Annotated in this window: 23 protein-coding genes and 1 tRNA gene; 12 read left to right on the top strand and 12 right to left on the bottom strand. The window is 57.4% G+C overall.

The genetic code is table 11. The features are described 5' to 3' along the window. The first annotated feature begins 93 nt into the window (after nucleotides 1–93). From SCARR_RS22610 to SCARR_RS22575, 8 genes are all read left to right on the top strand, one after another. On the top strand, nucleotides 94–363 hold the full coding sequence (locus tag SCARR_RS22610; protein WP_136063933.1) for a hypothetical protein: 270 nt from the start codon (nucleotides 94–96) through the stop codon (nucleotides 361–363). Between the two features lie 14 nt (nucleotides 364–377). Then, nucleotides 378–575 (top strand): hypothetical protein, encoded by a 198-nt coding sequence (locus tag SCARR_RS22605; protein WP_136063931.1) that lies wholly within the window; start codon nucleotides 378–380, stop codon nucleotides 573–575. Nucleotides 576–639: 64 nt separating this feature from the next. Next, complete coding sequence (locus SCARR_RS22600; RefSeq protein WP_136063929.1) at nucleotides 640–1,188, top strand: hypothetical protein; 549 nt, start codon at nucleotides 640–642, stop codon at nucleotides 1,186–1,188. A gap of 52 nt (nucleotides 1,189–1,240) precedes the next feature. After that, the gene (locus SCARR_RS22595) at nucleotides 1,241–1,618 is read left to right on the top strand and encodes a GntR family transcriptional regulator (RefSeq protein ID WP_136063927.1); all 378 of its coding nucleotides are present in this window, start codon (nucleotides 1,241–1,243) and stop codon (nucleotides 1,616–1,618) included. 136 nt (nucleotides 1,619–1,754) lie between these two features. Beyond that, nucleotides 1,755–2,660 (top strand): ABC transporter ATP-binding protein, encoded by a 906-nt coding sequence (locus SCARR_RS22590; protein ID WP_136063925.1) that lies wholly within the window; start codon nucleotides 1,755–1,757, stop codon nucleotides 2,658–2,660. After that, a complete protein-coding gene (locus SCARR_RS22585; RefSeq protein WP_136063923.1) occupies nucleotides 2,657–5,407 on the top strand; it encodes a hypothetical protein in 2,751 nt (916 codons plus the stop codon). Before SCARR_RS22590 ends, SCARR_RS22585 begins: the two co-directional genes overlap by 4 nt. Before the next feature lie 117 nt (nucleotides 5,408–5,524). Then, a complete protein-coding gene (locus tag SCARR_RS22580; protein ID WP_136063922.1) occupies nucleotides 5,525–5,743 on the top strand; it encodes a DUF433 domain-containing protein in 219 nt (72 codons plus the stop codon). Then, on the top strand, nucleotides 5,743–6,063 hold the full coding sequence (locus SCARR_RS22575) for a DUF5615 family PIN-like protein (RefSeq protein WP_136063920.1): 321 nt from the start codon (nucleotides 5,743–5,745) through the stop codon (nucleotides 6,061–6,063). Before SCARR_RS22580 ends, SCARR_RS22575 begins: the two co-directional genes overlap by 1 nt. A 29-nt stretch (nucleotides 6,064–6,092) precedes the next feature. On the opposite strand, the gene SCARR_RS22570 is transcribed toward SCARR_RS22575, so the two are convergent. The 11 genes from SCARR_RS22570 to SCARR_RS22520 form a co-directional block, all read right to left on the bottom strand. Further along, nucleotides 6,093–7,826: a cation:proton antiporter gene (locus tag SCARR_RS22570; RefSeq protein ID WP_136063918.1), complete on the bottom strand. Its 1,734-nt coding sequence runs from the start codon at nucleotides 7,824–7,826 to the stop codon at nucleotides 6,093–6,095. A gap of 5 nt (nucleotides 7,827–7,831) precedes the next feature. After that, complete coding sequence (locus tag SCARR_RS22565) at nucleotides 7,832–8,281, bottom strand: PTS sugar transporter subunit IIA (RefSeq protein ID WP_136063916.1); 450 nt, start codon at nucleotides 8,279–8,281, stop codon at nucleotides 7,832–7,834. Between the two features lie 181 nt (nucleotides 8,282–8,462). Then, a complete protein-coding gene (locus SCARR_RS22560; RefSeq protein WP_136063914.1) occupies nucleotides 8,463–9,110 on the bottom strand; it encodes a DUF3313 domain-containing protein in 648 nt (215 codons plus the stop codon). A 542-nt stretch (nucleotides 9,111–9,652) separates the two neighbouring features. After that, on the bottom strand, nucleotides 9,653–10,000 hold the full coding sequence (mnhG, locus tag SCARR_RS22555) for a monovalent cation/H(+) antiporter subunit G (protein WP_136063913.1): 348 nt from the start codon (nucleotides 9,998–10,000) through the stop codon (nucleotides 9,653–9,655). Beyond that, complete coding sequence (locus SCARR_RS22550; protein WP_136063911.1) at nucleotides 9,997–10,263, bottom strand: monovalent cation/H+ antiporter complex subunit F; 267 nt, start codon at nucleotides 10,261–10,263, stop codon at nucleotides 9,997–9,999. The genes mnhG and SCARR_RS22550 overlap by 4 nt, the downstream gene beginning before the upstream one ends. Before the next feature lie 117 nt (nucleotides 10,264–10,380). Then, nucleotides 10,381–10,860, bottom strand: coding sequence for a Na+/H+ antiporter subunit E (locus tag SCARR_RS22545; RefSeq protein WP_136063909.1), 480 nt, complete (start codon nucleotides 10,858–10,860; stop codon nucleotides 10,381–10,383). 193 nt (nucleotides 10,861–11,053) lie between these two features. Then, nucleotides 11,054–12,553: a proton-conducting transporter transmembrane domain-containing protein gene (locus tag SCARR_RS22540; protein ID WP_136063907.1), complete on the bottom strand. Its 1,500-nt coding sequence runs from the start codon at nucleotides 12,551–12,553 to the stop codon at nucleotides 11,054–11,056. Next, complete coding sequence (locus SCARR_RS22535; protein ID WP_136063905.1) at nucleotides 12,550–12,897, bottom strand: Na+/H+ antiporter subunit C; 348 nt, start codon at nucleotides 12,895–12,897, stop codon at nucleotides 12,550–12,552. The genes SCARR_RS22540 and SCARR_RS22535 overlap by 4 nt, the downstream gene beginning before the upstream one ends. A 1-nt stretch (nucleotide 12,898) precedes the next feature. Continuing rightward, nucleotides 12,899–13,315: a Na+/H+ antiporter subunit B gene (locus tag SCARR_RS22530; RefSeq protein WP_136063903.1), complete on the bottom strand. Its 417-nt coding sequence runs from the start codon at nucleotides 13,313–13,315 to the stop codon at nucleotides 12,899–12,901. Next, on the bottom strand, nucleotides 13,312–15,606 hold the full coding sequence (mbhE, locus tag SCARR_RS22525; RefSeq protein ID WP_136063901.1) for a hydrogen gas-evolving membrane-bound hydrogenase subunit E: 2,295 nt from the start codon (nucleotides 15,604–15,606) through the stop codon (nucleotides 13,312–13,314). The genes SCARR_RS22530 and mbhE overlap by 4 nt, the downstream gene beginning before the upstream one ends. Continuing rightward, on the bottom strand, nucleotides 15,591–15,842 hold the full coding sequence (locus tag SCARR_RS22520) for a hypothetical protein (protein ID WP_136063899.1): 252 nt from the start codon (nucleotides 15,840–15,842) through the stop codon (nucleotides 15,591–15,593). Before SCARR_RS22520 ends, mbhE begins: the two co-directional genes overlap by 16 nt. A gap of 163 nt (nucleotides 15,843–16,005) precedes the next feature. On the opposite strand from SCARR_RS22520, the gene SCARR_RS22515 reads away from it, so the two are divergent. After that, on the top strand, nucleotides 16,006–16,272 hold the full coding sequence (locus tag SCARR_RS22515; RefSeq protein WP_222846411.1) for an HU family DNA-binding protein: 267 nt from the start codon (nucleotides 16,006–16,008) through the stop codon (nucleotides 16,270–16,272). 57 nt (nucleotides 16,273–16,329) lie between these two features. Continuing rightward, a complete protein-coding gene (locus tag SCARR_RS28385) occupies nucleotides 16,330–16,500 on the top strand; it encodes a hypothetical protein (RefSeq protein ID WP_168433542.1) in 171 nt (56 codons plus the stop codon). Nucleotides 16,501–16,573: 73 nt separating this feature from the next. On the opposite strand, the gene SCARR_RS22510 is transcribed toward SCARR_RS28385, so the two are convergent. Further along, a complete protein-coding gene (locus SCARR_RS22510; protein WP_136063895.1) occupies nucleotides 16,574–17,968 on the bottom strand; it encodes an SEL1-like repeat protein in 1,395 nt (464 codons plus the stop codon). A 215-nt stretch (nucleotides 17,969–18,183) separates the two neighbouring features. Here SCARR_RS22510 and SCARR_RS22505 point away from each other — a divergent pair. Together SCARR_RS22505 and SCARR_RS22500 are read left to right on the top strand one after the other, a co-directional pair. Beyond that, a tRNA-His gene (locus SCARR_RS22505) sits at nucleotides 18,184–18,260 on the top strand. A gap of 150 nt (nucleotides 18,261–18,410) precedes the next feature. Beyond that, nucleotides 18,411–20,156, top strand: a complete 1,746-nt coding sequence (locus SCARR_RS22500; protein WP_136063893.1) for a response regulator — start codon at nucleotides 18,411–18,413, stop codon at nucleotides 20,154–20,156. Nucleotides 20,157–20,165: the final 9 nt, after the last annotated feature.

Here is a 20,165-nt window from a genome sequence, read left to right as displayed (position 1 = left end):
ACGGCGCTGCAACTATTGGGAGCAATTGTAATGGGCGGTCGCGCACCTAGTGCGATAGCGTGCTTGCAGTCACCGGGAAAGGAGTTCGCGAAGATGCTGAAAACAACAGCCAGAAACCTGCGCGGCGCCGCCATTGGCTCTTCCATTGGCATCGTCGGCGTGGCCGCGCATATCTGGAACCGGCCCTGGGACGGAACCGGCATCACCTCGCTCTACACGCTCATCATCGTCCTGCTTTTCATCTTCTTGATCGCCATGATCATGACCGACGCAGGCGAAAAGCGCAAAAACTTCAATGCCATCCTGCTGCTGGCCACCAGCACAGGCGCGCGGCTGTTCGCCATCGCAAAATTCTTCACCTAAACAAGGAAGTTCCCATGAATGAAAACCGCACCACGATAACCGACATCGACATCCCCTTCGGCCGGATGATTCTGATCATTCTAAAGACGATGCTCGCAGCCATTCCAGCCGCAATCCTGTTCTACATCGTCATGATCCCCATCATGCTGCTCTTTAGCGCCGGGCTTGGCGGGTGCGCCGCGCTATGCACCCTTCCATTTGCTCATCCTTAGAAATGCCGCGTTTGACGGTTGCAGGTTCTCGGTTTATGGTTTGCGCAACCTTGGGAGATTTATAATGAAAACATGGCTATCCGTTCTATGCATCGCTTTGCTTGCTGGCTGCTCCAGCGTGGAAATGAAGGAACCGTTCCCCGTTTCGCCGCTTTCGGACGAGGTGCGCGCGCAGCTCGAAGGAACGTGGCAGATCGATGAAAGCGTATTCCATATTGCATTTGCGAGCAACGGCGTCGCCCAGCTGGCGTGCATGGAGTGGGACGAAGAAAAAGAAGCCTTCGAAATGAAAACCTTCCCCCTCTATTTTGCCAAGCAGGGCAAGGTGCTTTATGTTTCCATGCGCGGCGAGGACGAGCCCTGCGCAGCGCCCGGCGGCTACACCTTCATGGAGGTGAAACCCAACGACGGCCAACTGGTTGCATGGATGGCGAATACCGATTATTTCAAGGAGCAGGTCGCCGCCGGGAAACTCAAGGGAACCGTCGAGAAAGACAAGCATTCAACCACCGTCAAGCTCGACGCCCCCTCTCTTGAAATCCTCGGGCTGATCTCTACCAACAACGCGGCGTTCAACTACAAGGAGCCCATTGTGCTCCGTCGCGTGCAGTAGGCTGCAAGAAACCTATTGACACCGCATGGTGTTCTATCATACATAGTACACCATGCTTCCATTCAAGGTACAATTCACGCAAGGCCGGCCGGTCTACGAGCAGGTGCTCTTTGCCGCCAAGAAGGCGATCGTCTGCGGGCAGCTCAAACCGGGGGACGCGTTCCCTTCGGTGCGCGTGCTCAGCCAAGAGCTGCGCATCAATCCAAACACGGCGCAGAAGGTTTCCGCCCGGCTCCGCGAAGAGGGGCTGATCGAAGTGAAGCCCGGCCTAGGCTCGATCATCACCGAAAGCGCCCGCGCGCTGAAGTCGCAGAAGAAGGAACTGCTCGAGCGCGAGCTGGAACGGCTGGTGGTCGAAGCCAAGAAGCTGAAGCTGACAGAAGGCGATTTGCAGGACGCCGTGCGCCAGCACTGGAAAAATTTGTCGTAGACGCGCGCTTCCAGCCGCGTTGCGAATGGGCGGAAGGTTTGATTAGCCGCAAAAGAACGCAAAGATCAAAAAAGACGGTGCGGATGCAAGTTAGGCAGCATGATTTTGGGGCAGAATAATTGGAGCGGGAGACACTATGGGGAATGTAATACAAACGAATGAACTGACAAAATCGTTCCGAGGAAAGGCCGCGGTCGACCGGCTTGCGCTGGAAGTGCCGGAGGGCAGCATCTATGCCTACCTCGGGCCGAACGGGGCCGGCAAGACGACGACCATCAAGCTGCTGATGAACATTCTTTTCCCAACCTCCGGCAGCGCCGAAGTGCTTGGCGTTCCATCGAGCCAGATCGGCGTGGAGCAGTTCCAGCAAATCGGCTATGTCTCCGAAAACCAAAAGATTCCCGGCTGGATGACCGTCCCGCAGCTGGTCAACTACTGCAAACCGATGTATCCCACGTGGGACGACGATTTCTGCAGCCGGCTGCTGCGCCAATTCGACCTGCCCAACGATACCAAGCTGCGGAGCATGTCGCGCGGCATGAAGGTGAAGGCGATGTTGCTCTCCTCGCTGGCCTACCGCCCCAAGCTGCTGGTGCTCGACGAACCGTTCAGCGGACTCGACCCGCTGGTGCGCGATGAATTCATCCGTGGCATCCTGGAGCTGACCGAAAGCGAGGGCTGGACCGTCTTTGTCTCCTCGCACGATATCGACGAGGTGGAACGGCTGGCCGACTGGGTGGGCTTTATCGACAAGGGCGCACTTCAGCTTTCAGAAAAAAGGGTGACGCTGCAAGAGCGCTTCCGGCAGATCGAGGTGGTGCTGCCCGACGGCGCCGAAGTTCCGAAACAGCTGCCGAAGGAATGGCTCGTGCCCGAACGCGCGGGGCATGCGTTCCGCTATGTGGAAAGCCGGTTCGACGGGCAGGCGGAAGAACGCTTCCGTTCCATGTTCCCTTCGGTTGAAACCTACGACCCGCAATCGCTGTCGTTGCGCGAAACCTATCTCGCCTTAGCCCGCCACTTTAAAGGAGGCGCCCAATGAGCCTGGTCATGCATATCTTCAAGAAAGACCTCCTTCGCCTGCGCGTGTTCCTCTGTTTCTGGATTCCGGTTGCCATTATTGCCGGGATCGCGAGCAGCGTGCGCGCGCCGGCCGACGACTTTGCCATGCAGACCGTGCTCAGGGTGGCCATGGCGCTCTCCGCCGTGTGCCAGTTTATCATGATGGCGCTGATGGTGCCGCTGCTGATGCATAGCGAACCGCTCACAGGAACCACGGCCTTCTGGCTGACGCGTCCGCTCAAGAAAAGCGACGTGCTCAAAAGCAAGCTGCTCTTTACCGGCATCTTCTTTTTGGCGGTGCCGCTGCTCATCCACGCGACGCTGCTGGCGGCGCACCAGGTTCCGTTCACCTATATCCTGCCCTCGCTGCTGGAAAAGACCATGGGCTATACTGGCGCACTGCTGCTGCTCATGGCGATCTCGGCCATGACCCGCAATTTTGGCTTCTTTGCCCTGACCGGCGTGGTCTATCTGGTGGTCGCAATCATAGTCGGCATCGTGACCAGCCTGTCGCAACAGTTCCAGCTGCTGGAAAACACGGCGCCCGGCATGGCCATTACGGATACGCGCACGCTGCTATCCAGCCTGGCCGGCATCGCAATGCTTTCCGGCATTGTCTGGATCCAATACCGGTACCGCCGGACACGGTGGTGCTACTATCTGCTCGCCCTCGAATTTCTTGCTACATTCTGGCTGGGCTCGTTTTGCAACGCCGCCTGGTTCAAAAAGCCGCCCGGCACGCTCAGCAAAGCCGAAGCTGAACAAGTTGAAGTATTGCTCGGCAAAAAGAACTCGCACATCAGCGACCATTTTTCCATGCGGCGCCGAAAGGTGAAATACAAGGAGATGAGCGGCGACTTTAAGTTTGAGCAGCTGCCCGAAAACGGCTTTGCGGTCGTGAGTCGCGTCGATGCCGAGCTGGAGGCCGAGGGCCGGAAGGCCGGGGAGGAAACCGCGGGAACCCGGCACTTTTCACGGATCGTAGACAAGGAGGCGCTTCGGAGCGTGATTGAACCGATGCAGCTGCTCGACGACGGCAGCACCACCTACTATTCCGACCGGCTGCTGAAGGTCAAAGAGTCCGACTATCTGGCCATGAAAGGCAAGACCGGGCACTATACGGCCGACGTGACCGCCAACATTTTCCGCTATAAAAAGGCCGTCGCGCTCTCGCTGGCACAGGGCGAGGAATTCAAGGACGGGCCGATGCGCATCGCCATTGCATCGCTGTTGAAAGAAACCAAGGGCTGCACGGTCATTATCCGGCGCCAGGACCTCAACCCGCTCTTCAAGCGCGACCGCCGGCCGCGCGGCGGCGACCGGTTCACCTTCCTGCTGGCCAATCCAGCCACCGGCGAGGCCTATCTTCCCGAAGACGATAACGGCCCGAGCATCACAATATCCAGCTCATCGAATTTTTCATCGTTCAACAAGTTCCTGCGCTTCAGCTCGATCGACAAGCCGGGCGACATCGACGACGCCTGGCTGGAAAACGCGCAGCTGCTCGCGGTTGAAACCGAATGGCTCGGCGAAATCGAAAAGCAGGTTGAAGACAGCCGGTTCAAACTGGGCAGCTCCAGCTCCTACATTTCATCGATTCCCGACACCAGCGCCAAGGACAACGCAGACAAGCTGGCCGAAGTCCAGCTGCCGGACAACGCAACGCGCGAGGAGATGAAGGTCTACATCCAGAAGATCCACAACATTTCCGCCACCCAGTCGAGCTATTCCCCGCGCGACCCGCAAACCGCCATGCTGATGGAGGTCGGCGCCGAAAACCTCGGCCTCCTGTTGGAGAACGGCGGAGAATGGAACTCGCACTATGAACTGTACGCGGTCAAGAAACTGGCCCGGGCGGAACACAAGGATTTGATCCTCAAATACCTGGCGGAACAGAAGGATTTGGCGGAAGTCGTAGTTGAGTTTGGCTGGGAAAGCGAAGCGCGTGAAACCCTGCTGGAAGGACTCAAGGCCGAGGAATACCTGCCCGGCGAATGGATCAAGGCCGTTGCCAGCTTCAAGGATCCCGCAACCTATCCCTTGCTGACCGGATTCCTGGTCAATGGGCGCAACCGCGATTCAACCTACGGAATCATCAAGGAGCTCCCCGGCATCGAGCTCGAAGAACCGGTGGCCAAGGCGTGGCGCCAAGCCAAATACGAACAGAACTGGGAGCGCATAGACATGATCCCAATCGCCACGGCCTACGGGCACGCCGATGCGCTCGGCGCCGCCGCCATTATGCTGAACGATGACGAGCTTCAAGGATACCAGCGCAAGGAATTGCGCAACGCCTTTAAGAAGCATACCGGCATCCGTGGCGCGGACGAAGAGCTGCTGAACTGGTACAAGGCTAACAAGGCCGCCCTTCGCTTCAATCCCGAAACCAAAATGTTTGTGGCCGAGGGCGGCGCCGTCACCCCGGAACCGACTGACCGGAAAGAGGCGCTGCTGCGCGAGGTGCGTCTGCTGCTAGGGGAAAACGATCTCGATCTTGAAATCGCCGGCGCCGAACTCTCCGAAAAGGGCGGCTTGATCCTGCGCTTCGAAGGCAGCGATCAACTGGCCGAAGGCGCAACCGCAACCTTTAAAGCTCCCGCAATGGAGGATCTGGAAGACGCCGTGCGGAAAATGTCTTCGGTTTTCAGGATCAGTGAAAAACAGGGCAAAAGAGTCAAAAGCATAATCTTAACGGGCGGCAAAAAAGTTCCCGCAACGTACGAATAAAGCTTTAGGCAAACAGGCCGCTCATCAGGTCGGAGCCCATTTCGTCGAGGTCGCAGGGGAATGGTCTTGATACCCTCCTGTCGCTACGCTATGAACAACGCATATTGAGAGGTTTTTATGAATTCGTTAAGCAATGCCATTACATCCCTGCCTGAGGTGTTAAGCGGCACCCCGGTTTTCAAAGGAACGCGGGTTCCGGTGCAAAACTTGATCGACTGCCTCGAAGCCGGAGATTCAATTGACTTGTTCCTCTACGATTTTCCGTCGGTTGCACGGGAGCAGGTTCTTGCGGTGCTTGAGTCCACCCGCGAAAACATCATGGCACTGGCCGTGTAATGAAAAAAGTGCTCATCGATGAGTGCCTGCCCCGGCGGTTGATACGTGATCTCCACCACTATCACGTCTCCACGGTTCCCCAAAGGGGCTGGGCGGGAAAGAAAGATAGCGAGCTGCTGGAGCTGGCATCTGCGGAATTCGATGTCTTCGTCACGCTCGACTCCAACCTGGCCTTTCAGCAGAACGTTTCACTGCTCTCACTTGGCATCGTGGTCATGCACGTGAAAAGCAGTCGCTACGAATCGCTGCAACCTCTGATTCCAAGTTTGGTTTCCACAATCGAAAATTCTGTACCGGGAACCGTTTCAGATATCGGCTGAGCGCACGAAAATACGGATCGAGCCACATCCTACGCGAAGAGACCGCTCATCAGGTCGGAGCCCATTTCGTCGAGGTCCTTCATCTGCTTGGTGGATTCGAGCAGGTCGGTGAGCGAGAGCAGCTCTTCGAGCAGGATCATGCGGGCGACATGCTGGTTGGCCTGCGGCACGTTGATGATGAGCTTGCCGCCATCCTGCACGAGTGTGAAAGCAATATCGTCTTTCAGCACGCGGTAGGTTGGCTGTTCGGTGTGCAGATGGTGTACGAAAAACTCCTCGGCCTGCAACGCGCGCACAAAGCGGTTGAGCAGGAATTCGGTGATGTCGCGCGACGGAAACGCAAGCTCGATAACTTCGACGTCTTCGCCGCCGCCGTCCATTTCCTTCCGGAGGCCGGAGCCACCTTCGAACGATTTAACCAGCAGCGGAGGCGCAAGCATCGTGGTGACGACCGTCATCATGATGGAGACGCCGAAGATGCCCTGATCGATGATGCCGCTGGCCAGGCCGATGCCGGCCACGATCAGCGCCACTTCGCCGCGCGGCAGCATGCCGAGGCCGATGCGCAGCGAGCCGCGCAGGTTAAACTTCATGGCATAGGCCGGCAGCCCGCAGCCCACCACTTTGGAAACAATGGCGAGCAGCGAATAGACCGAGCCAAATATCAGCACAGGCTTCATCGCGGCAAAGTCGACCATCATGCCCATCACGCAAAAGAAGATCGGAACCAGCAGATTGTAGACCCCCTCCATATGGTGCTCGATTTCATGTGCAAGGTCGGTGCGGGAAAGCGCAAGGCCCATGATGTAGGCGCCGATGATCATGGCCAGTCCGGCCATTTCGGCCAAGCCGGCCAGCAACAGGGCGAGGCCAAAACAGATGGACACAATGATTTCGGTGGACTTGAACTTTTTGATCATTGCGGTGATCTTGCGGGAGAAGATCAGACCCAGCGCCGTGACGACGACAAAGAAGCCGATGGCCTTGGCGGCGATGATGCCGATTTCGCCCCAGTTCACTTCCCCGCCACCGAGGCTGACCTTAGCCATGCCCATTACGATGGCGAGCGTAACAATGCCGAAGACGTCGTCGAACACCGCGCCGGCGAGAATGGTGACGCCCTCGGGCGAGGCCATCTTTTGCTTCTCCGCCAGAATGCGCGCGGTGATGCCGACCGAAGTGGCCACGGAAATCACGCCGAGGAACAGCGCGGCCGGATCCATGAACGAATCGATGCCGTTGCCCGGCCAGAAGACGGCGCAGAGATCGCCCAGCACAAAGGCGGCAAACAATCCGCCGAGTCCGACGAACGAGCCCACGACCGAATAGCGGATAAAGGCGGCCAGGTCGGTTTCAAGCCCGGCGAGGAACAACAAAATGATGGAGGCCAGCGTGGCGATGCCGTACAGCTGGGGGGTCGCCGCAAAACCGTGGCTTTCCGCAAAAAGGATTCCAAGGTTTGGAATGTCGATCATGCCGCCAAGGGCATAGGGCCCGATGAGCATGCCGGATGCGAGCTCGCCCAGCACCGACGGCATTTTGAGGAAGCGCTGGAACAGATAGCCGCCAATTTTGGCAACAACAATGATGACGGCCAACTGAATAATCAGGTGCATCATCATGTGCGTGATGCTGTGGCTGGACGCCTCGGCCTGGTGAACAACGGCCTCATGGACATTGTGGGCGGCAGCGGCAACGGCGTGGACAACGTCCCCGCCGACGTGATGGACTGCGTTGGTGGCGACGTGGGCAGCTTCTTGCATGATGTCTATTTCCGGGTCAAAGTTTCGTAGATCTCGCCATGGGTAGTGCAGGCCAAGAGCTTTTCGCGCTCAGCCGGCTGGCTGATCAGGCGGCTGACCTCGGCCAAAAACTGAATGTGCGGCCCGGTGCGCTTGGTCGGCGAAAGAGTCATGATGAAAATCGTGCAGGGGGCGCCGTCCATGGAATCAAAGTTGACCCCGGATTTATTGAGCCCAACCGCCGCCACGAGCGACTTCACCGAATCGGTTTTCCCATGTGGAATCGCAACGCCGTTCTGCATGCCGGTCGACATCTTGGCTTCGCGTTCGAGCACCGCCGTAAGTACGGCTTCGCGATCGTTTATTTTTCCGGCCGCCAACAGGCGGTCGATCATCTCTTCGATGATCCCTTGCTTGGAATCGGCCTTAAGGTCAACCCATACGGTATCCGGTGATAGCACTTTTTTAAGATTCATTTCAGCCTGCCCCTAAATGGCAAATTAAGCGCGACATTCTGGTGATAATCCGAGACAGGTCAACAGTTTTCTTTCCTTGGGAAAAACAACTTCCAGCTGTTTGTGGGAAATAAGCATGAACATAAAGAAGGGCAAAATCGCCGTTATGCAATCCTGCCCTTCGCAAATATACGCCTCGCCGCTATTTCGTGCTCAACTCAGCCAAACGGATATGGAGCTGTTTGGCGCAATAGTTATAGGCGTCTTCGACATCGCCCCACTTGGTGAAGTTGCCGCTCATGAGCGACTTGCGGCCCGAACGCGCATCCACAGCAGCAAACAGACGAACGCCGGAAGCGGAATTCAAGCCCTCGGCCTCAATGGAGGCTTCCCCAACGGCCATATGCGTGCCGGTGGCCGCATATTTCACCAGATCCACCGCAAGACTGATGGGAATGATCGTGGAAACGGTGTTCATAACCACTTTCCCTTTTTTGCCGTCGGTAATGGCCACGCGCAAACGCATGACGTCCGGCCCCGGCTTGCTGACGAATATGTAATCCGATTTCAACTGCTCCCGAAGCGTCGTCGCCAAATAGTTCACCAATTCCTTCTTCTCGGCTTTTGGCACCTTCGCCAGTTTGGAATCTTCTTTAACCCGCATTTGAACCGGTTCGAGCATGACCTTTTGATATTTTGCGAAGTTTGCTCTGGGGTTGATGTACAGCAGCTGGACCTCGCCGTCTTTCCCGGACTTGAGCTGCGAATAGTTTTTCAGGAATCCCGACTTGGAAACCTTGCGTTCTTGAACCGGCGTGCTGCACCCGGCCATCAGGATGAAACCGGCCACTACGGCAAGGCTGCCTACAAGAACAGTTTTTTTTGAATAGATCTATTTCACTGTATTTCTCCCGTTGTTGTTATATCAGATTAACTTGATTAGTATTATACTCACGTCCGTTTCCTGCAGTCGCTCAAGGCACCAAGTCACAAAGAACACGGTTTCCCAGTTGCCTTGTTCTCTAGTGGCTTCGAGGAAATTGTTCGCTATTCGCTCTCAATCATGTGTGAGAAACAATACCCTTCAGATTAATCCCATATTAATTGTACAACCGTCCATGCAGACGCTTGCTTGGCCCGAACGCTTCCTTCCGGAAATACCATCGGAACTCAATCGCGTAGAAGGTTAGCCGACAACACCGGAAAGACAAGGCCTTGCCAGAGCACATAACGAATGATTTGCCGTAGAGCCGGAACTCAGCTGCGAAGCAGCGTGGATCCGGCTTTCGTGCCCTGATTGCCGGATCTACGGGCTTCGCCCTAAGTTCCGGCATTACCTTCTACGGCATCTCATTCGTGAAACGCTATAGCCAAACCTTGCGGGCGCAACGGCTAGTCGTCCTCTTCCCCGAGATCGCCGTGGGTTTTCCACTCGTCGATGCGGGTGAGGATCCAGAGGGAGACGCCGGAGCGGTAGGCCGCCCGGCCAATCATGTGCGCCGCGACCGGCGCCGTAAGCAGGAAAAAGGCAATCACCAGCACGCCGCGAGACGTAACCGTGATATTTCCGAAATGGATCATCATGCCGATCGTGATGGCGCTGACGCCGACGGTGCCCGTTTTGGTGGCGGCGTGCATGCGGGTGAACAGGTCGGGTAGGCGCAGCACGCCGGCCACGGCCACGAGCGAAAGCAGGCCGCCGATCAACAGGAAAGCGGAAACAAGGATTTCGCGGATCATGACGGCCCTCCCTTGCTGATGTAGAGCGCCAGCGCCACGGTGCCAATGAACGAGAGCAGCGCAATGCTGATGGCCGCCGGAATATAATACGAAGAACCCGACTGCACGCAGTGGGTAAGGATGAGCGCGACTACAATGGTAGCGGCCATGTCGAGCGCAACGACGCGGTCGGGCAGCGTCGGCCCAATCACGACGCGCACAAACGCCGCCCCGAAGGAGACGATCAGCATCAGCATGACAATGGGGCAAACAAACTCAACCATGGCTACCTCTTAAATAGAGGGTGAAACACGAAGACACTAAGGCCACCAAGAAACTGAATGGAATATTCTGATCAGAATCCCTGCACTTCGTGTACTTTGTGTCTTTGTGTTTGATAATCACCGTAGCAACTCCAGCAGGCGGCGTTCGAGGCCGTCTTTGATTTCCTTGCGCAGATCGTCGGGATTGGCCACGTACATGGCGTGGATATAGAGCGTTTTCCGGTCTTTGGAAACATCCAGGCTCAGCGTGCCGGGCGTAAGCGAGATAATGTTCGCCAGCATAGTGATTTCCAGATCGGTCTCGGCATCGATCGGAATGCCGATCACGCCCGGGCGCATCAGCGGCAGCGGCTTGATAACGTCGATCGCGACGCGCCAGGAGGAAACCACCAGCTCCTTGGTAAAGAAAAGCGCAAAGCGCACAACCTGCATCGTCTTTTGGAAGTAGGAGTTCTTCTTTTCCTCTTCGGCGGGATACAGCAGCGTCAGCGCAAAATAGCCCAGCACAAAGCCAAGGGTCAGGCTGCCGACCGACACCTTTCCGGTGAGCAGCGCCCACAGCATCGATATGAGGACATTAACGACAAACAGTTGCATTACCCGGCCCTCGCAAATGAGTTGACCGTAAAGACGCGAAGACGTAAAGCGACGGAAATAATTTTCACCACAGAGGTACAGAGACTCGGAATAATTTTAAATATCCAGTTCTCCGTGCCTCCGTGTCTCCGTGGTGAAGAAAACCATCGCGCCTTCGCGTCTTTGCGGTCATTTAGCCTGTTGCAAAGCGGCATCATTTAGCACCTCCGAGAACGGCATCGATGTAGCCTTGCGGATCCATCAGCTGCCCCGCCGCCTGCTGCGCATAGTCGAAGACCGGGCCGGCAAAAACGCCGATGGCGATGGTGAGGACCGTGAAGCCAACCATTGGAAGCAGGAAGGCGGCCCATTTGCCCGGCGCCATTGGATCGAGGTCGGGCAGCGGCGCGGGAGCCGGCTTCCAAAACACATAGGCCCAGATCTTCGTCATCGAATAGAGCGTGAGCAGGCTGACGCCCAGCGCAACGGCGACAATCAGCCACGACTCGGCTCGCAGGCCGGCGATGATCAGCGTAAGCTTGGCGAAGAAACCGGAAAGCGGCGGCACGCCGGCGAGCGACATCGCGGAAATAATAAACAGGATCGAGAGCCCCGGTCTTTCTTTATAGAGCCCACCGAGTTTGTGCAGGTCGTAGGTGCCCTTCAGCCGGTGAACCGCGCCGGCCACGAGGAAGAGGTTGGTCTTTACGATAATGTTGTGCGCCAGGTAAATGACGGTTCCGGCCAGCGCAAGCGGCGTGAACAAGCCCAGCCCCATCACGATGTAGCCGATCTGGCTGACAATGTGGACGGCCAGAATCTTGCGCATTTCATACTGCGCCGCGGCGGCCAGCACGCCGGAGAGCATCGTGAGCCCGGCGCCGGCGAGAATCAGCCCGTGCAGGAACTCGGGATCGTTGGTGAAAATCAGGGTGAAAACGCGGATGAGCGAGTAGACGCCGACTTTGGTGAGCAAACCGGAAAAGAGCGCGGACACGGCGGCGGGCGGCGTGGGATAGCTGGCGGGCAGCCAGAAGTAGAGCGGGAACATGCCGGCCTTGATGCCGAACGCCATCATGAACATGACGGCCACCATCGTAACGAGGCCGCCGCGCTCGCCGTCCTTCACCACGTTTGCGAGCTCGGCCATATTGAGCGTGCCGGCCATGCCGTAGAGAATGCCAATGCCGGCGAGGAACAAGGCCGATGAAAGCAGATTGAGCGCAACATACTTGATGGAGCCTTCGAGCTGCGGGCGTTCGCCTCCGAGTGCGAGTAGAATGAAGGAGGCGGTCAGGAGCACCTCGAACCAGACATACAAGTTGAAGAGGTCGCCGGTCACAAACGCGCCGTTCACGCCCATCAGCAAAATCAGCATCAGCGGGAAAAAGCCAAACTTAATGCGCGGCCCGTCGAGGTCGAAGCAGGAGTAGACCGAAACCGCAACGGCCAGCAGACCGGCCAGCACCAGCATCACGCTCGAAAGCATGTCGACCGCCAGCGTAATGCCGAACGGCGCCTGCCAGCTGCCAACGTTCATTACGGCAATCGTTCCTCTGGCGGTGTGCGCCATCAGGCAGACGGCGGTCAGCAGCATCATGAAAGACGTCGCCACGGCCAGCGCTTTTTGCAACATTAGGCTTTTGCGGAAGAGCATGCAAAGCACCGCACCGGCCAGCGGGATAATGATGGGCAATACAGGAAGGAGGGTCATGTGTCGGTCCCCTTCAGTTCGTCCACGTCGTCGGTGCCGCAGGTTTGGTAGGTGCGCAGGAACAGCACCAGCGCAAAGGCCGTCACCGCAAAACTGATGACGATGGCCGTCAAAATAAGCGCCTGCGGCAGCGGGTCGGCCGGGGCCGAAGCATAGGTGTTTGTGGCTTCGTCCAAAATCGGCGCGCCGCCCTTGCGCAGGCCCCCGGCGGTGAAGATCAGCAGGTTGGCGCCGTGGCTGAGCAGGCCGAGGCCGATGATCAGCTGGATGAGGTTGCGGCGCATCATCAGATACAGGCCGCCTCCGTAGAGGACTCCAATCACAATGGCGAGGACGGCTTCCATGCTATTCCTCCTCCCCAAGCGTAAAGACGAGCGTCAGCAGCACGCCGAGCACCACCAGATAGACACCGATGTCGAAAACGAGCGGCGTGCCGATATCCAGCACGCCCCCCGTCAGCAAAGGCATCTTCCACCACGTACCTGTTAGAAAGGCATTCCCGCAAAACAACGGCGGGATCCCGCTGATCAACGCGACGGCCAAGCCAAACGCGGTAATGTCGCGAGTATCAAAGCGCAGCAGCTTCCGCGCATCGGCGGCGGAGAAAGCCAGCGCATACAGCGCGAAAGCCGATCCGGCGAAAAGCCCGCCCACGAATCCGCCGCCCGGATAGTGGTGGCCACGCAGCAGGACATAAACCGAAAAGACCAGCAACGGCGGAAACATGTAGCGCGTGGCGGTTCTAAGAATGATGGAGGTCATTTCGGCGCCTCCTCTTTTTTCGGCCGCAGCTTAAGCAGGGCAAACGCACCCAGCGCGGCGATGGTCAGCACGGTGATTTCGCCGAGCGTATCCAAGGCCCGGAAGTCGACGAGGATCACATTCACCACATTGCGGCCGTGCGCCGCTTTGTAGCTATGGTCCAGATAATAGTCCGAAACAGGCGTCGGGGTTTGGACATGCAGCGCGGCCAGCACCAGCAGCGTGATGGCCACCCCCGCCCCGATGGCAATCGCGGCGTCGATGGCGCGTGTGCGGACGGCTGAGCCGTGGCTGAAGGTCGGCAGGTGATAGAACGCCAGCGCCAGCAGAATCACGGTCAACGTTTCAATCACCAGCTGCGTCATGGCGAGATCGGGCGCGCCGAAAAAAGTGAAGAGTATGGCCATGCTGTAGCCGACCACGCCCAGCGAAAGAATCGACCGCAGGCGCGATTTGGAATGAACCGTGGCGAACGCGGCCAGAACCATCAGCACGGAAATCAATGCAACCCGCACGGAGACCGGCGACAGGTTTTCCCAACGCTGGAAACCGCCGGCGCGGATAAAGGATGCGCCGACCAAAGCCACTGTAGCGAGGACCGTAATGCGGATGTAGTCGCGCAAAATACCCGTCTGCAGCGCACGCGTCTGCCACGAGGCAAACTTCAGCACCGAAGAAAGAAGCAATTGGTAGGTTGCGTCGGGGCCAAAGCGGGCAAGACCGCCGAGTCGCCCCGCCACGCCAAGGAAGAACGGACGGGCAAAGCAAAAGCCAACGCCGATGAGCACCGTGACCAGACTGATGGCCAGCACCTTATTAAAGCCGCCCCATAAATGCAGATGAACATGAAGATGGTCGGCGGCGATCGCCGAAGCGGCCGGCTCAACCAGCGCAGCGCCGATGGGCCCGCACGTGAACGCCAGCACAAAGCAGCCGAGCCCGAGCACCAGCGGTCCAATGCGCATCGAGAGCGGCACTTCGTGGGCATGCAGTCCGGCGGGCATCTTGCCCATGAAAGGCTTCCATCCTGTAGAAAATCCGACCAGCACATAGGCCGCGCCACCGAGCACCGTGGCCAGCACCAGCAACGGATGGTGCTCCAATGCGTGGATCCAGGTTTCCTTGGCCACAAAGCCGAAGGAGGGAAATATGCCGCCCATCGAAACCGCGGCCAACATGGCGCAGACAAATGAGAATGGCATGGCCTTGCGCAGGCCTCCGAGTTTGTCGATGGAGGTTTCGCCGCCAGTTTCGTGGGTGATGCCGCCAGCCACCAAGAAAAGCGTAGCTTTGTAGAAGGCATGGGCGAGCACAAACGCGGCCATGGCCTTAATGCTCTCCTCTGTGCCGACACCCAGCAGCATGACCATTGCGCCAAGCGCAGAGACGGTGGTGTAGGCGAGCAGCCGCTTGAGCACGTGCTGGCCAAGCGCCATGATTGCGCCAACGAGAAAGGTGGCCGCGCCGATCGTTGTCAGAATGACGGTCCATTCTTCCGTTCCGCCAAGCGCAGGGTGCAGACGGGCCAGCAGATAGACGCCGGCTTTGACCATGGTGGAGGAATGCAGGTAGGCGCTGGCGGGCGTCGGGGCCTGCATGGCGTTGGGCAGCCAGAAATGGAACGGGAACTGGGCCGACTTGGTGAAGGCTCCGATGCAGACGAGAATCAAAATCGGCAGATAATGTTCGTGCGCCCGCAGCTCCGCGCCCCGCTGGAGGATTTCAGAAACACGCCAAGTGCCGGTCGCGTCGGCCATCAGAATCAGTCCCGCCAAAAGAAAGAGTCCGCCGAGAACCGTCACGAGCATCGCCTGCAGCGCGGCGGCGCGGGCATCCTCGCTTTCGTGGTTGAAACCGATCAGCAAATAGGAGGTGAAACTAGTCAGTTCCCAGAAGATGAAAACCAGCAATAAATTGTCCGCCAGCACCACCCCGAGCATGGAAGCCATGAACGCAATGATGTACATCAGGAAGCGCCCTTGCTGCGGATGGCCCTTAAAATAGCCCTGCGTGTATAAAATGATCAGCGCACCAATGCCGCTGATGATCAGGGCAAACAAGAGCGAAAGGCCGTCCAAACGGAATGCCAATTCAAGCCCAAGGCCTTCCACCCATTGGAAAGTTTGCTCGATGGGATGACCGTGCATCACCTCCGGAAGTTGCTTGAGCAGCCATGCAAGCATGGCCAGCGGCGCGCCCACCAGCGCGACTCCCGCATACTTCGGCAAAGCCCAGTGCATCAACGGAGCAATCAACGCCGCAACAAAGCAAATTGTTAGCAAAGCAACCATTCATAACCTTTTACAAAAACAAACCGCCCTTCAAAACCATGTCCGAAGAACAGTTTCCCATGAGGCGCAGCCCCGACTTTCAACTCCAGACCGCAACCCGCCGAACGATCTGCATGTGGCATATCATCGCCCGTCAGCGAAATGGAAACAGATTGGATCGGAGCGCGCAAGCCGGAAGGCGACAAAAGACCAGATAATATGATCGCCTTAATCGCTTTACCTGCCTCAACACACAAAACCCTAACTCCACCCCTATGAATATTGGTTTTTCGTGTATTTTCCTATTGCTAAGCAGAAAGGAATACCCTAGTAATTTTCTTTGCTGATCCGATACGGAGTCGGACGGCTGTGTTGGAATTAACCAGGAAAGCTCGAGGAGATTACACAATGGGAAAACCTATGACTAAATCACAGATCATTGCAGCGGTTGCAGAAAAAGCAGACATCACTAAAGTTCAGGCAAAAGACGCCCTCGAGGGCCTCGCAGAGCTCGCATACGAAGGCGCTGCTGACGGCTTTACCATTCCTGGCCTCGGCAAGCTCGTTAAGGTTGACCGCGCAGCCCGCATGGGTCGCAACCCGGCCACTGGCGAAACCATTCAGATTGCGGCTAAAACCGTTCTGAAGTTCCGCATTGCAAAAGCTGCTAAAGACGCTGTGCTCTAAGCATTTCGTTTTTGAATAGATGCCGCCCCGGCTTGTCGGGGCGGTTCTTTTTTACTCATGAAAAAACCATCCATAGCCTTATCTCTGATTCTTGCCGCCGCTACAATCGTGCTGGCCGGCTGCGCCACCAACGACGACTACCGGGACGAACAGGAATATTCCGACATGCCCTGGAACACGCCCCAATCGTGGGAAGGCTCGCGCTCCATCCCCGGCCTGTCGCAATAGGCCCATTCCTTGTTTATACGCCGAGAGCCCGCCGAGAGCGGGCTTTTTTGTTTGGAAGAACCGCCGAACGCACCTACTGAGGCATCGTGGCCAGCAGCGCATCGGCCCGTTCACGTCCGGCAGAGCGCTCGTTGTCCTCCAACGCACGGATGTGCTCGTTATCCAGTGCATCGCATCCGTTGCCCGCCGCCAACAGCGCCCAAGCATAGCCGTCCACTTTACTTTGGGGCAGCCCGTTTCCCATAAAACAGCAAAGGCTCACCGCCTCCTGGCCATAGCCGAGTCCGAGCTTGGCCGACTCAAGATACCACTGAGCCGCCTTCGCTGGATTCAGGGGCACGCCCTCCCCCTCTTCATAGCAAATGCCTAGGTTGTAGCATGCCGTGGAAGAACCCTGCCCCGCCGCCTTAAGAAACCAGTCCGCCGCCACGCTTTTCTTCTGCGACACGCCCGTGCCTTTGAAATAGCAGAACCCCAACCTGAACTGAGCGTCGGCATGCCCCTGCTCCGCTGCCAGCCGAAACCATTCCACCGCCTTTTCATGGCTCTGCTCCACCCCCTGCCCGTCGCTGAAACAATAGCCCAACTCGCACTGGGCCTCGACATGGCCCCGGCCGGCCGCCTTGCGGAAAAACTCAACCGCCTTGACCGGATCTTGATCGGCTCCCATGCCTTCGGCGTAGCAGAGGGCGAGGCCGTATTCCGCATCCACATCCCCTTGCTCAGCCGCTTGAACAAAACGGAGCAACGCCTTTTGAAGGTTCTGAGGAGTGCCCGCGCCCTTTTGGAGGCAGACCGCCAAGCTGTACTGCGCCTTTGCGTAGCCGGAATTAGCGGCCTTTTCATAGCAGGTCACCGCACGAACGGCATCGGGCTCAATACCCGTTCCCGTCAAGTAGCAGCAACCCAAGGCATACAGCGCCTCGGAGTGGCCCTGCCGGGCCGCCGCGGTGTAGAGCTTGACGGCCTTGGCCGCATTCTGCGTTGTTCCCTTCCCCTCGGCATGACACAAACCAAGGTTATACTGAGCATCGGGGTCGCCCTGCCGTGCCGCCTTTTCGAACCACAAAACCGCCCGCTGGTAATTTTGCGAAACGCCCCGACCGGCAAAATAGCAATAGCCTAGATTATGCTGGGCGCGCTCGTTGCCGTTGACCGCCGCTTTTTGGAACCACGCCGCACCAAGAGCCTCGTCCAGCGCCACGCCGCGTCCAGCAAGGCAGCACACCCCGAGATTATACTGCGCCTCTGGATACTCCGCCTCGGCCGCCTTGCGATACCACTCCACCGCCTTCTTAAAATTCTGGGCAACCCCATCGCCCGACTCGTACATCACGGCCAAATTATATTGAGCCGCAGGAAATCCGTTTTCAGCGCGCGCGCGCAACTGCTCAAACGCCACCGTCCCCTGCCCCTTCACCGCAAGCACGGACGCACCGATCAATATACTGCAGAGTACCCTTCTCACACCCAACCCCCACGCATTGCATTAATCAATGCATGCTACGTAAAAAAACCTATCTCGAAAAGAGCCAACCCCTCGGAAACAGCACCCCAGCCAAAGCCGCTCCGCTGCAAATCCGCGGAGCCGTTTAATGCGAGGCAACTCGCTCAATCAACTTTTCCGCGAAAAACGGTTGATTTTCTATGCGGTAACGCTATCTTTTGCGTCTCCTTCGAGTGGTGATTGTAGCTCAGTTGGTTAGAGCGCCTGATTGTGGTTCAGGAGGCCGCGGGTTCAAATCCCGTCTTTCACCCCAAGTTTCAAGCTCTGTTGCGCAAGCGACAGAGCTTTTTTTTTTGGCTCACCCCAAAAGCCGGAAAAAGGTGCCAGCCTATCCGCATTCAATCCGGAGGTGGTATGGATAGTGCTTAAAGTGTTGCACACGCACAATGAAAAGGGAAACCACGTGCAACACCAGAAAACTGAACTATCTTTTATAAAAACGGCCGTTATAACGCTGGCGATATTCGCCGGTGCGACCGCCTGTGCGGCATCGGCGCCGGCCTACATAACGGGAGCCCTTGCCGCGTCCATCATCCTGCTCATCCTTTACCGCAATCAAGAACTCCAAAAAGAAATGGCCAAGGAGGCCCGGCGGCATCTCGACAGCGCGGCGCACCTGCGCGACCTTTTCGAAAACTCGCCGGATGCAATTTTTCTGGTAGACGATGGCGGGAAAATCATTAAGGCCAATACGTGTGCCTGCGAGGCCGTCCAGGTGGACAAGCGGACGCTGCTGACTCAATCCATCAACGACCTTGCCCCAACCACGCTGCGAAACGAAGTCTCCGGAAAGCTGCAGGAATGGTTCGCGGGCGGGCGGCAGCGATACGAAGGAGCACTCCAGACCGCGGACGGCTGCGTGGTTCCCGTTGAAATGACCGGCTGCCTTCAGCAGCGCGGCGGGCATCAGGCATTGCAGCTGCATGTCCGCGACATCACGCTGCGCAAGGAAGCCGAAGAAAAAATCCATGCCGCGCGGCAGCTGGCTGAAGACTCTAAAGAGATGGCCGAAAACGCACAAAAATTGGCTGAACGCTCCAGTCAGAGCAAAAGCAGATTCCTTGCGGGCATGAGTCGAGGCATCCGCACCCCGCTCAACGACATTGTCGGAATGGCGCAGCTGCTGAACGAAAAACATCTAACCAACGAACGTGAAAACTACATTGAAATCATCCAGCAATCCTCCGCGGGACTACTGGAGCTCATCAACCATGTGCTCGATATTGCCAAAATCGAATCCGGCCAGATGGAGCTCCTGCTGGAACCTTTTGATATCCGGGAAATGTGCAAGAAGTTCCAGCAGCGCTTTCAACCCCTCGCCGATGCATCCTGCATCAACTTGGCATGCCAGTGCCAGAGCAGCGTCCCGCTCTACCTTATCGGCGACGAAAGATTGGTTGAGCAGGCGCTCGCAACCCTGCTGGACAACGCGATTAAATACACCCACCAAGGCTCAGTAATGCTCAACATTGAATGCCGCTCCATAACTCCATCAGGCGCAGGGCTCAACTTCCAGGTGATTGATACCGGCATCGGCATTCCTGCCGAGAAGCAGGATTCCCTCTTTGAAGCGGGCGCGGCAGATCAGCGGCGCCATGGAGAACCCAGCCTCGGGCTGGCCATTTGCAAGCGGCAGGTGGAGCTGATGGGGGGCGTTATTGGGCTGGACAGTTCAGAAGGCGAAGGTTCAACCTTCTACTTCAACCTCTCTCTGCCCCAGGCGAACAACTCGGAAGCCATCTTAGCGCTCGACACCCTTCTTCGCAAAGGGGCGCGTGTGCTGCTCGTAGAGGACAACAAGGTAAACCAAAAAGTCGGGGCCGCCATTCTTGCCAAAGCCGGATGCAGGGTCGACACCGCCGACAACGGAAGGGACGCCGTCCTGCAAATTCGAAAAGAACACTACGACATCATGTTCATGGACTGTGAAATGCCGGTCATGGACGGCTTCGAAGCCACCCGCAAGATCCGGGCTTTGCGCGATCCGCACTGCGACATTCCCATCATTGCCATCACGGCGAACGCCATGAAGGACGATCGGAAGAAATGCATCGACAGCGGCATGACCGACTATATTTCAAAACCGATCAACCAAAAGCAGCTCATCAAGCTGATCAACAAATACGCCGCCGAGTCCTACACGGTTTGAGCAAGCGCT

It is taken from the genome of Pontiella sulfatireligans (assembly GCF_900890705.1).
Taxonomy (GTDB): Bacteria; Verrucomicrobiota; Kiritimatiellia; order Kiritimatiellales; family Pontiellaceae; genus Pontiella; species Pontiella sulfatireligans.
This window is presented reverse-complemented; position numbering and strand designations above follow the sequence as displayed.